The organism is Buchnera aphidicola (Uroleucon sonchi) (genome assembly GCF_011035165.1).
GTDB lineage: Bacteria > Pseudomonadota > Gammaproteobacteria > Enterobacterales > Enterobacteriaceae > Buchnera > Buchnera aphidicola_BE.
In genome coordinates this window covers 1-12,509 of record NZ_CP047588.1, presented here as the reverse complement: position 1 = coordinate 12,509, position 12,509 = coordinate 1, and the positions used below count along the sequence as shown (strand labels likewise).

The 12,509-nt window shown below is 25.9% G+C and carries 11 protein-coding genes; 2 read left to right on the top strand and 9 right to left on the bottom strand.

The window, feature by feature from the left end; translation table 11 throughout:
- Positions 1-2: 2 nt before the first annotated feature.
- Positions 3-1,106, top strand: coding sequence for a DNA polymerase III subunit beta (dnaN, locus tag GUU85_RS00055; RefSeq protein ID WP_163118828.1), 1,104 nt, complete (start codon positions 3-5; stop codon positions 1,104-1,106).
- 44 nt (positions 1,107-1,150) lie between these two features.
- Positions 1,151-3,562, top strand: coding sequence for a DNA topoisomerase (ATP-hydrolyzing) subunit B (gene gyrB, locus GUU85_RS00050; protein WP_163118827.1), 2,412 nt, complete (start codon positions 1,151-1,153; stop codon positions 3,560-3,562).
- A gap of 62 nt (positions 3,563-3,624) precedes the next feature.
- Here the strand turns inward: gyrB and GUU85_RS00045 are convergent, their stop codons facing one another.
- The 9 genes from GUU85_RS00045 to mnmG form a co-directional block, all read right to left on the bottom strand.
- Entirely contained in the window at positions 3,625-4,041 is a 417-nt protein-coding gene (locus GUU85_RS00045; protein WP_163118826.1) for a F0F1 ATP synthase subunit epsilon, read from the bottom strand.
- 19 nt (positions 4,042-4,060) lie between these two features.
- On the bottom strand, positions 4,061-5,467 hold the full coding sequence (gene atpD / locus GUU85_RS00040; RefSeq protein ID WP_163118825.1) for a F0F1 ATP synthase subunit beta: 1,407 nt from the start codon (positions 5,465-5,467) through the stop codon (positions 4,061-4,063).
- Between the two features lie 29 nt (positions 5,468-5,496).
- Entirely contained in the window at positions 5,497-6,369 is an 873-nt protein-coding gene (gene atpG / locus GUU85_RS00035) for a F0F1 ATP synthase subunit gamma (protein ID WP_163118824.1), read from the bottom strand.
- A 26-nt stretch (positions 6,370-6,395) separates the two neighbouring features.
- Complete coding sequence (gene atpA, locus GUU85_RS00030) at positions 6,396-7,946, bottom strand: F0F1 ATP synthase subunit alpha (RefSeq protein ID WP_163118823.1); 1,551 nt, start codon at positions 7,944-7,946, stop codon at positions 6,396-6,398.
- A gap of 13 nt (positions 7,947-7,959) precedes the next feature.
- Positions 7,960-8,493 carry a F0F1 ATP synthase subunit delta gene (locus GUU85_RS00025; protein ID WP_163118822.1) on the bottom strand — a complete coding sequence of 178 codons (534 nt, stop codon included), beginning with the start codon at positions 8,491-8,493 and terminating at the stop codon, positions 7,960-7,962.
- A complete protein-coding gene (locus tag GUU85_RS00020; protein ID WP_163118820.1) occupies positions 8,484-8,978 on the bottom strand; it encodes a F0F1 ATP synthase subunit B in 495 nt (164 codons plus the stop codon). Before GUU85_RS00020 ends, GUU85_RS00025 begins: the two co-directional genes overlap by 10 nt.
- Before the next feature lie 131 nt (positions 8,979-9,109).
- Positions 9,110-9,349, bottom strand: a complete 240-nt coding sequence (atpE, locus tag GUU85_RS00015; RefSeq protein ID WP_163118818.1) for a F0F1 ATP synthase subunit C — start codon at positions 9,347-9,349, stop codon at positions 9,110-9,112.
- Between the two features lie 39 nt (positions 9,350-9,388).
- Positions 9,389-10,213, bottom strand: a complete 825-nt coding sequence (atpB, locus tag GUU85_RS00010) for a F0F1 ATP synthase subunit A (protein WP_163118817.1) — start codon at positions 10,211-10,213, stop codon at positions 9,389-9,391.
- A 194-nt stretch (positions 10,214-10,407) separates the two neighbouring features.
- Entirely contained in the window at positions 10,408-12,288 is a 1,881-nt protein-coding gene (mnmG, locus tag GUU85_RS00005) for a tRNA uridine-5-carboxymethylaminomethyl(34) synthesis enzyme MnmG (protein WP_163118815.1), read from the bottom strand.
- Between the last annotated feature and the right edge of the window lie 221 nt (positions 12,289-12,509).

Below are 12,509 nucleotides of genomic sequence, written 5' to 3'. Positions count from 1 at the left end.
ATATGAAATTTCAAATAAAAAATAACATTTTTATTCAAAACTTACAAAAAATAAACAGATTTACGACAAAAAATATTTCTTTCCCAATATTAGAAAATATATTAATTTCTATTAAAAATGAAATTTTGTCATTAACTGCGACAAATTTAGAAATAGAATTAATCGCAAATATTCCATTGATAAACTATTATAAATCAGGAGAAATTACCGTCTCTAGTCGAAAACTTTTAGATATCTGTCGAAATTCATTAAATTCATCGAATATACAATTAGAACTACATGATAATAAAATACACATTATTTCTAATCAAAGTCATTATATATTAAAAACTTTACCTTGTAGTAATTTTCCTAATCATCATGATTTTAATCATATATCAGAATTTTATATTGATTCGCATATTCTAAAAACTATGATAGAAAAAATTTATTTTTCTATGGCAAAACAAGATGTTCGTTATTATCTAAACGGTATGTTGCTAAAAATTATCCATACTTCTCTCTATATGGTAGCTACTGACGGTTATCGCTTAGGCATTACGAAGACTATTTTAGAAAACCAAAAAATAGAACCGTTTTCAATAATTGTCACAAGAAAAGGTATTATAGAATTATATAAATTATTAAATGTTTCTAGACAATTAATAAAAATTTTAATTAGTAAAAATAGTATTAGAATATATATAGAACAATTAATATTTACAGCTCAATTAATTGAAGGAGAATTTCCTAATTATGATAGTTTATTCTTAAAACAAAAAAAAAATGGTATTATTATAAATTGTATATTATTAAAACAAGCATTATTACGTGCAGCTATTTTAACACATGAAAAATTTTGTGGAGTAGCAATACATATTAAAAATAATCAACTTAAAGTATTATCTGATAATCAAGAAGAAGAAACAGTAGAAGATGTATTCAATATCAAATATATTGGTCCTTCAATAAAAATATCAATTAATGTTTATTACATGTTAGATATACTCAATTCCATTAATAGTGAAAATATTCTTTTATTTCTCAATAATTCTAATAATTCAATTCAAATTGAAGCAGAAAATGATGCTTCAACTACATACATAGTAATGTTATTAAAATATTAAAAAATTTTAATATTTCTTTTTTTCTTAATAATTACAGGAAACATATGAATTATATATATAACTCTTCTCATATAAAGATTTTACGAGGCTTAGATGCTGTTCGAAAAAGACCAGGAATGTATATTGGAGATACAGATGATGGAAGTGGATTACATCATATGGTTTTTGAAATAGTTGACAATTCTATCGATGAAGCATTATCAGGTTATTGTAAAGAAATTAAAGTTATTATCCATTCAGATAATTCCGTATCTGTCGAAGATGATGGAAGGGGAATTCCCACTGATATTCATCCTGAAGAAAATATTTCAGCAGCAGAAGTAATTATGACCGTTTTGCATTCTGGTGGAAAATTTGATAATTCTTCATACAAAATATCAGGTGGATTACATGGTGTAGGTATATCGGTTGTGAATGCTTTATCAGAAAAATTAGAATTAGTTATTTATAAAAATAAAAATAAATATCAACAAATTTATTATAATGGCACACCAAAAAGTCCTCTATCTATCATTGGTTCTAGTCATCAATCTGGAACATATATAAGATTTTGGCCTAGTTATAAAACCTTTACTAACAATATCAAATTTCAATATGAAATTTTATCTAAACGTTTACGTGAACTATCTTTTCTTAACTCAAATATTACAATTTATTTAGAAGATCATAGATCAAACATTAATAATTGTTATCATTATAAAGGCGGCATTAAAGCTTTTATTAAATTCTTAAATATTAAAAAAACACTTATTCATTCAAAAATATTTTATTTTAAATCTAAAAAAGATAAAATAGAATTAGAAGTAGCTATGCAGTGGAACAGTACTCATCAAGAAAATATATTGTGTTTTACGAATAATATACCTCAAAAAGATGGTGGAACACATTTAGCAGGATTTCGATCTGGAATGACTCGTACATTAAACCTACATATTGATAGAGAAGGATATAATAAAAAAAATAAAATTGCTATTATTGGTGAAGATACACGAGAAGGATTAACAGCTATTATATCAATTAAAATTCCTGATCCAAAATTTTCATCTCAAACTAAAGATAAACTCGTTTCTTCTGAAGCGCGTTCAGCCATAGAATCATTAATTAATGAAAATTTAATTGAGTATCTCTTAGAAAATCCGACTGATTCTAAACTAATTATTCAAAAAATTATTAATGCAGCCAAAGTTCGAGAAGCAGCGAAACGCGCACGCGAAATTAATAAAAGAAAAAATATATTAGATTTAGGAACTTTGCCCGGAAAATTATCTGATTGTCAAGAAAATGATCCTAAATTTTCAGAAATTTATTTAGTAGAAGGTGATTCAGCTGGAGGATCTGCTAAACAAGGTAGAAATCGTAAAAATCAAGCTATTCTTCCTTTAAAAGGAAAAATATTAAACGTTGAAAAATCAAAATTTGATAAAATGATTCTTTCTCAAGAAGTAGCTTCTCTTATTACAGCATTAGGATGCGGGATAGGAAAAAATGAATTTAATATAGATAAACTAAGATATCATTATATCATTATAATGACAGATGCTGATGTTGATGGAGCGCATATTCGTACTCTTCTTTTAACGTTTTTTTATCGTCAATTACCTCAACTTATTGAAAAAGGATATGTTTATATTGCACAACCTCCATTATATAAATTAAAAACAGGGAAAAAAGAAAAATATATTAAAAATGATGAAGAAATGAATCAATATCAAATAAAAAATGCTTTAAAAGATCTAGTATTAAAGGATAATGATTGTTTAAATGTTAATAAAAATCTTAAACAATTCAAAAAAATTATTTATGATTACAATTATGTTAGGCAAATTATAAAACACAGTAAATATAATTTTCCTAAAATCATTTTCAATGAATTAATCTATCATGATCATTTAAATAATTTTACAAATATAGTAATAGTAAAAAATTGGATTAATCAATTAACAGATAAACTTAATAAGAATAATATTAGTCATTTTGTATATTCTTGTGAAGTTCAAAAAAATATTAATAGCAACACATATGAGCCTAGTATTAAAATATCAAGATATGCATATCATAAAATATATACATTTAGAGAAGAATTTTTTAATAGTAAAGAATATTTTTTTATTACTAATTTAGGTAAAAATTTTAAAGAATACTCTTTAAATAAGTTGATAATCGAAAAATCAGGAACAATCTATAAAATAGATAATATACAAAATACATGGAAATGGTTGATACAACAATCTAAACATGGTTTATTTGTACAAAGATATAAAGGTTTAGGAGAAATGAACCCAGAACAATTATGGGACACAACCATGAATCCTAAAACTAGAAATATGTTACGAGTTACAATTAAAAATGCAATTTCAGCAAATAATTTATTTAATACTTTAATGGGAGATTCTGTAGAACCTAGACGAAAATTTATACAAGAAAATGCATTAAAAGCACAAAATATTGACATTTAACATTTTAAATATAATTTTTTCAATATTTGCGGCAGGAAAAACCAGCCGCGAAAGATGAATTATTATTTATATTTATCCATCATTTCAAGTACACGTAATTTTGCAATTTCTTGAGCAATTTTTAATAACATTTCGTCTTTTATTATTTTTGTATTTTGATTTTTGATATTTTCTTCAACATGATGCTTAGTTTGCAAAATATGATCACGATCTAAATCAATAGCACGAATGGCTATGTCAGCTAAAATAGACACAACCGATGGTTGTACTTCTAATATTCCTCCTGATATATAAATACATTCTTGTGTTTCATTTTCTTTATGAAATATATAAACCATTCCTGGTTTAATAATACTTAATAATTGAGTATGTCCTGGATAAATACCTAGTTCTCCTTCACTCCCGGTTACGCGTATTTTTTTTACTAAACCGGAAAAAATACGTTCTTTTAAACTGACAATATTTAAATATAAACTCATATATATATATCCAATTTTATCATGCACCTGTTAATTTTTTTGATTTTTCTATGACATCTTCAATAGAACCTACCATATAAAATGCTTGTTCAGGTAAAGAATCAAATTCACCTTCTATTATACCTTTAAATGCACGAATATTATCTTTTAATGAAACATATTTACCTGGAGAACCAGTAAAAACTTCTGCTACAAAAAATGGTTGAGAAAAAAATCTTTGTATTTTTCGCGCTCTTGAAACTAATAATTTATCTTGTTCAGATAATTCATCCATTCCTAAAATAGCAATAATATCTTTTAATTCTTCATATCTTTGTAATATTGATTGTACTCCCGTAGCGATATTATAATGTTCATCACCTACAATATAAGGATCTAATTGACGACTTGTCGAATTTAAAGGATCAACAGCCGGATATATACCTAGTGATGCTATTTGACGACTTAATGTAACAGTAGAATCTAAATGAGCAAATGTTGTAGCAGGTGAAGGGTCCGTTAAGTCGTCAGCAGGCACATACACTGCTTGAACAGATGTAATTGAACCTTTCTGTGTAGATGTAATTCTTTCTTGTAATACTCCCATTTCTTCTGCTAAAGTTGGTTGATAACCTACTGCTGATGGCATGCGACCGAGTAAAGCAGACACTTCAGTTCCCGCTAATGTATAACGATATATATTATCAATAAATAGTAATACATCTTTTCCTGTATCACGAAATTTTTCTGCAATAGTTAAACCAGTAAAAGCCACTCTTAATCTATTGCCAGGAGGTTCATTCATTTGACCATATACTAAAGCTACTTTATCTAAAACATTAGAAGCTTTCATTTCATTGTAAAAATCATTTCCTTCTCGAGTTCTTTCTCCTACTCCGGTAAAAACTGAATAACCAGAATGTTCATGAGCAATATTACGAATTAATTCCATCATATTCACAGTTTTACCAACACCTGCCCCACCAAATAAACCAACTTTTCCTCCTTTAGCAAATGGACAAATTAAATCAATTACTTTAATACCGGTTTCTAAAATATCTCTTGTACTAGTCCGTTCTGTGTAATGCGGAGGAGTACGATGAATTTCCCAATATTCTATTTCAGATTTATCATGATTTTTTAAACTTCCTTTATCATCTATTGTTTCACCTAATACATTCATTATACGGCCTAGTGTCACTGCTCCTACAGGTACTTTTATATAATGACCTAGATTAGTGACTGTAAAACCTCTTTTTAAACCATTCGATGAACCCATAGCAATAGTTCTTACTACACCTGATCCTAATTGTTGCTGTACTTCTAAAATAAGCCTGAAACCCTTTTTTTTAACTTCTAAAGCATGATAAATTTTTGGAACTGCATCTTGATTAAATTCTACATCGACTACAGCCCCAATAATTTGGATAATTTTTCCAGTAGTCATTATTTTTTATTAACACCTCAATAAGATTTTTAATCAATTGAAATAGCAGATGCACCTGAAATAATTTCAGTTAATTCTTGAGTAATATTTGATTGACGAATTTTATTATAAATTAACTGCAATTCTTTAATACGATCAGAACTATTATCTGTAGCTTTTTTCATAGAAATCATACGCGCTGCTTGTTCACTTGCTATATTTTCTAAAATACTTTGATATACTTGAGATTCAACATATCTATTAAATAAAGTATCTAAAATTATTTTAGATTCTGGTTCATATAAATAATCCCAATTTTTACAATTTGTATGTTTATATTCTATATTAGAAATAGGTAATAATTCAGTAATTTGAGGTGATTGAAAGATTTTATTATGAAATTTATTATAAGCAAGAAAAATTTTATCAATATGTTCTAATTGGTATTTATTAAATATAATTTTAACTGAATTAATCACATCATCTAAACTAGGATATTCCCCTAAATGAGTTATTTGCGCTAGAATATGATTTTTAAATAATTTAAATACTGATAAACTTTTTAAACCAAATAATATTAATTCACATGAAACATTAATTTCAGCAAATTCTTGAATCTTTAATAATACTTGTTTAAAAAGATTAGTATTTAAACTACCACATAATCCACGATCAGTTGAAATAATAATCATACCAATACGTTTAACTTTTCTTTTTTTTAAATACATATGTTTATATTCTAATTTTCCTTGTAAAACATGATTGATGACTTGTTGAATAATATCAGCATATGGTCGACTAGATCTCATTCGATCTTCAGTTTTTCTCATTTTAGATATCGCAACCATTTCCATAGCTTTTGTAATTTTTTTTGTATTTACCACACTGGAAATTTGTTTTTTTATTTCTTTTATACTAGTCACTATTATCTCATTTTTTTAATTGATTACTATTTTATTAAAATTGATTGTTTTTTAAAATTTATAATTAATTTTTTAAAAGTCTCTTCTACTAGACTATTAAAATTACCTGTAACATTGATTTTCTTCATATGTTCACAATAATAATTTTTAGCATATACTAATATATCTTTTTCAAATTGCATAATTTGATCTACATTAATATCATCAAGAAAATTGTTTTCAATAATAAAAAGTATCAGACTTTGTTCAGAAATTGATAAAGGAGAATGTTGTTTTTGTTTAAAGAATTCTGTAATCTTTTGACCATGATTTAATTGTTTTCTAGTGATTTCATCTAAATCAGATGCAAATTGAGCAAAAGCAGATAATTCTTGATATTGCGCTAATGCTGTACGAATACCAGAAGATAATTTTTTAATTATTAAACTTTGCGCAGCGCTACCTACCCGAGATACAGATATACCAGGATTAACAGCAGGACGGATACCTGAATTAAATAGACTAGATTCTAAAAAAATTTGACCATCAGTAATGGAAATAACATTAGTTGGAACAAACGCAGATACATCTCCAGCTTGAGTTTCAATAATTGGTAAAGCTGTAATAGATCCTGTTTTTTTTTGAAAAATTTTATTTTTATTAATATTTTCTATATATTTTAGTGATACACGTGCTGATCTTTCTAGTAAACGAGAATGAAGATAAAATATATCTCCTGGAAAAGCTTCTCGACCTGGAGGTCTACGCAATAATAAAGAAATTTGACGATACGCAACAGCATGTTTTGATAAATCATCATAAACAACTAAAACATCTTCTCCTCGATTTCTAAAATATTCTGCCATTGTACAACCAGCATACGCTGATAAGTATTGTAAGGAAGCTGCTTCTGCAGCTGAAGCAACTACTATAATAGTATTAAATAAAGCATTATTATCTTCTAATTTTTTAACAACATCAATAGTTGTAGATAACTTCTGTCCAATAGCCACATAAACACATTTAATACCAGATTTTTTTTGATTAATAATTGCATCAACTGCCAGAGTTGTTTTCCCTGTTTGTCTATCACCAATAATCAGTTCACGTTGTCCTCGGCCAATAGGAATCATAGAATCAATGATTTTATAACCTGTTTGAATAGGTTCATCAATAGACTGTCGGTCAATTACTCCAGGAGCATTATTTTCTACTGGTAAATATCCATCATGTTTAATAGAATTTTTCCCATCAATAGGTGAACCTAATGCATTAACCACTCTTCCTAGTAAATTAGATCCAACTGGAACTTCTAAAATCTTTCCTGTGCACCGAACTTTCATCCCTTCTGTAATATGAAAATAAGGGCCCATCACGACCGCTCCAACTGTATCTCTTTCTATATTTAATGCAATAGCATATTCATTATTAGATAATGAAATCATTTCACCTAACATTACATCAGAAAGACCATTAATTCTAATAATACCATCATTGACAGAAATAATTGTACCTTCATTATAAGATTGATTAAAAACTTCAAATTGATCTATTCTTTTTTTAATTAATTCACTAATTTCAACAGAATTTAATTGCATGTATGATCTTCTCTTAAAAATTTAATTTTTCAGATAACTGCTTAAGACTATTTTTAATCGAAAAATCAAAAACAGTATCATCGATGTAAACAATTATACCACCTATTATTTCTGGATTAATCTTAAGTAATAATTTAATTTTCTTTAAAAAAACATTTTCTAATATTTTTTGTATTTCAATAATATTCTTTTCTTGCAAAGCAAAAGCTGTACTCAATGTTACAATTAAAATATTTTGATAATCAGTTTCCAATTTTAAAAATTGTTTTAATATGTTATTTAATATATTTAAACGTTGATTTTCAGCTAGTAACTGAATTAAATTTTTTGCATCCTCATTAATGATATCATGACTAATTTTAATAAATATTAATGATAAATCTTTTGATGAAAGAGCGCCAGATAAAAAACTTTTTACTTTTTTTATGGAAGCAATTTGATTAATAAAAATTAAAATATTTTTCCATTCTGTAATATTATTTTTTTGAATAGCTATTTCAAAAATAGCTTTCGCATAAGGTCTAGCGATAGTATCTATTACAGACATGATTTTTTTACCTTTTTTAAAGAAGCAATAAATTCATCTACAACATATGCGTGATCATCTTTAGAAAGATTTTTTTTAATAATTTTTTTCGCAATTAAAACTGATAAATCTAAAATTTCTTTATATAAATTTTCACGTGCATTCATAATAGTAATATCTATTTCAGATTGAGCATTAAGAATAATACTCTTGCTTTCTATCAAAGCATTTTTTCGTGCTTCATCTAATATTAAAAGTTTTTGTTTATTTGCTTCATATAAAATATTAGATGCTTCCTTTTTAGATTCTAAGATATTTTTCTTTATTTTTTGTTGTATAATATATAAATCATCTTTGGCTTTTTGAGCATTGATTAATGATGTGTTAATCTCTTTTTGTCTAGTCTCAATTGCTAAAATAATAGGAGGCCAAACATACTTCATACAAAACCAAACAAATAAAATAAAAGAAATAGCTTGTCCAATAATTGTCGCATTAAGATTCACAATAACGCACCTTTATATTTAAATAAAATAGAGTATTCACTTTATCCAAAAAAAGTAAAGATATTATTTTATTGAATAAAAAATATATATTTTTTTTAATATAATATTCAAGATTAAAATTTAATATATATTTATGATACTGCAAACAACATATATAAACCTAAACCCACTGCAATCATCGGAATAGCATCAACTAATCCCATCACAACAAAAAATTGCGTTCTTAATAACGGAACTAAATCTGGCTGTCTAGCTGCTCCTTCTAAAAATTTACTGCCTAAAATACCAATACCAATTGCTGCTCCAATTGATGCTAACCCAACCATAATTGCTACTGCTATATAAAGTATATCAACATTTAAATTTACCATTTTATTAACTCCAATTATTTTATAAGATCATAATAAATTTTAACTTTTATGTGATTGAGATGCCATCGATAAATACACAATAGTTAATACCATAAAAATAAAAGATTGCAAAAAAATAATTAAAATATGAAAAATCGCCCATGGAAGATTTAAAACAAATTGAAGCCACCATGGCAAAAAGCCTGAAATTAAAATAAAAATCATCTCACTTGCATACATATTTCCGAACAGTCTTAATGCTAAAGAAATTGGTTTAGAAATTAATGAAACACTCTCTAAAATAAAATTAAAAATAGCAAAAACAGGATGATTAAATGGTTGTAAAGTGAGTTCTTTTACAAAACCAATACATCCTTTCATTTTTATAGCATAAAATACAATTAATACAAAAACACTTAATGACATAGATAATGTAATATTAATATCCGCAGAAGGCACTATACGAATAGCAGGTAATTTAAAAAATTTTTCAAATATTATAGGAATAAAATCAATTGGCACTAAATCCATTAAATTCATTAAAAAAACCCAAATAAAAACTGTTAATGATAATGGAGCAATAAGAATATTATTCCCAGTATACATATTTTTTACATTAAAATTTATAAATTCAAAAATTAATTCAATTCCAACTTGTAACTTGTTAGGTTTACTTGTATTAATTTTTTTTCCAATAATATAAAAAAGACTTAAAAAAAAACAACCAAGAACAAAAGAGAAAATTATTGAATCAATATTTATTATCCAGAAATAAGAAGAAACATTACCTGGTTCAATTATATGAAAATTACGCAAATCTATTTGTAAATGATTTAAATGATGACTAATATATTTTTGAGGATTAGATATTTTTTCTAAAAACATATTTTTCTCTTTTTATAATTTTTAATACAATTTTAAAGAAATTATATATAATAAAAAGCATACATTCAGTAAATATTTCATTTGAAATAATTATTATAATAATTAAAATAATTATGTATTTTAAATGAATTAAAATCAAATTTCCAATGAATATTTTTTTGAATAACATAAATTTAAAAAACCTAACAAAGTTATTATACACAATAAGATTTTTTTTTTAAATAAATTAACAAAATTGATATTGCCGCTGGAGTAATACCAGGAATACGTGATGCTTGACCAATAGATAGTGGTTTATAATCATTTAATTTTTTAACTGCTTCAGAAGATAAACCTTGTATATTTTGATAATCAAGAGTATCTGATAAAATAGTGTTTTCATTTCTTGCATGTTTATGAATTTCTTCTAATTGTCTTTTAATATAACCTTCATATTTAATTTCACTTTCTATTTGTTCTATAACTTGTGTATCACACATACTATTCTTAAAATTATTTAATTGTACTAATTTTTGATATGTAACTTCTGGTCGTTTTAATAATTCAGCAAGACTTTTCGGATTAACTATATCGATATTACATAATTGATGTAAAATATTAGCATCAGATGACATAGGGTATATTTTAATATTATTTAAACGTCTAATTTCTTTTTTAATATTATATAGTTTTTTATTATAATGCATCCATCGTATATCATTAACTAAACCAAATTTACGACCAATTTCAGTTAAACGCAGATCTGCATTATCTTCTCGTAGTATCAAACGATATTCTGCGCGTGAAGTAAACATTCTATATGGTTCATTAGTACCTTGAGTAGTTAAATCATCAATTAAAACGCCTAAATATGCTTGATGACGTTTCGGAAACCAACTTTCTATATTTTTTGATTTTAGTGCTGCATTCAAACCAGCTAATAATCCTTGCGCTGCTGCTTCTTCATAGCCTGTAGTGCCATTAATTTGACCAGCAAAAAATAATCTTTTTATCAATTTACTTTCTAAAGTTAATTTTAAATCTTTTGGATCAAAAAAATCGTATTCAACAGCATAACCAGGAGTTATGATTTTGGATTTTTCTAAGCCTGAAATTGAATGTATTATTTTTTCTTGAACTTCTAATGGAAGACTAGTAGAAATACCATTAGGATATATTTTAATACTCGATAATCCTTCAGGTTCTAAGAATATTTGATGTGATTTTTTCTCAGGAAACCGTACGATTTTATCTTCAATAGAAGGGCAATATCTAGGCCCTACTCCTTTTATTAAACCTTCATAAATTGGGCTTTGATGTAAATTATTACGTATAATATCATGCGTTTTTTCATTAGTATGCGTCAAGTAACATGGTATTTGTTGAGGATGATTAGAAGCGTCTCCTATAAATGAAAAAACAGGAACAGGAGTATCGCTATATTGCACAAATAAATTATGAAAATTCACACTACTAATATCAATTCGAGGAGGTGTTCCAGTTTTTAATCGATTAACTCGTAAAGATAATTCTCTTAGACGAATAGATAAATCTACGGAAGATTTTCCATTTATTCGACCAGATGGATAGCTCTTTAATCCTATATGTATTTTCCCTCCTAAAAATGTCCCTGTTGCTAATACTACTGCTTTTGAATAAAAATTCATTTCATTATTTGTTATAACACCTATAACAGTATAATTTTTAATAATTAAATCTTTCACTTCTTTTTCTAAAATTAACAAATTTTTTTGTTGTATTAAAATTTTTTTGATATGTTCTTGATAAAGCAATCTATCTACTTGAGCTCTAGTCGACCTGACAGCAGGACCTTTTCTAGAATTTAAAATTCTAAATTGAATTCCTGAATAATCAGTAACCTGAGCCATAACCCCACCTAATGCATCTATTTCTTTTACTAAATGACTTTTTCCAATACCACCAATTGCAGGATTACAAGATAACACACCTAAATCTGTAATTTTTTGAGTTAATAATAATGTTTTACATCCCATTCTAGATGAAGCCATAGCCGCTTCAGTGCCAGCGTGACCTCCTCCAATAACAATGACATCAAAATTATTTAAACATGACATAAATTAAAACCTTTTAAAAAAAAATACAAATCTAATATTATTAATATTTTATTAAAGATAACACATGTCTATATTAAATATAAAATTTAAAAAAGAAAAGAAAGGTTTTTTATTTTTAGAATTTGTTTTTATATTTTAGTTCTTTAAAATAAAAAAAGAAAAAATAAAAAATAGTAGTAATATTTATTATTGTTATTAGTAAAAGTAAAATCTGTGGATAA

Coding starts and splice junctions, on each gene's coding strand:
- dnaN (WP_163118828.1), top strand. CDS start 3: ATGAAATTTCAAATAAAAAATAACATTTTTATTCAAAACTTACAAAAA.
- gyrB (WP_163118827.1), top strand. CDS start 1,151: ATGAATTATATATATAACTCTTCTCATATAAAGATTTTACGAGGCTTA.
- GUU85_RS00045 (WP_163118826.1), bottom strand. CDS start 4,041: ATGAGTTTATATTTAAATATTGTCAGTTTAAAAGAACGTATTTTTTCC.
- atpD (WP_163118825.1), bottom strand. CDS start 5,467: ATGACTACTGGAAAAATTATCCAAATTATTGGGGCTGTAGTCGATGTA.
- atpA (WP_163118823.1), bottom strand. CDS start 7,946: ATGCAATTAAATTCTGTTGAAATTAGTGAATTAATTAAAAAAAGAATA.
- GUU85_RS00025 (WP_163118822.1), bottom strand. CDS start 8,493: ATGTCTGTAATAGATACTATCGCTAGACCTTATGCGAAAGCTATTTTT.
- atpE (WP_163118818.1), bottom strand. CDS start 9,349: ATGGTAAATTTAAATGTTGATATACTTTATATAGCAGTAGCAATTATG.
- atpB (WP_163118817.1), bottom strand. CDS start 10,213: ATGTTTTTAGAAAAAATATCTAATCCTCAAAAATATATTAGTCATCAT.
- mnmG (WP_163118815.1), bottom strand. CDS start 12,288: ATGTCATGTTTAAATAATTTTGATGTCATTGTTATTGGAGGAGGTCAC.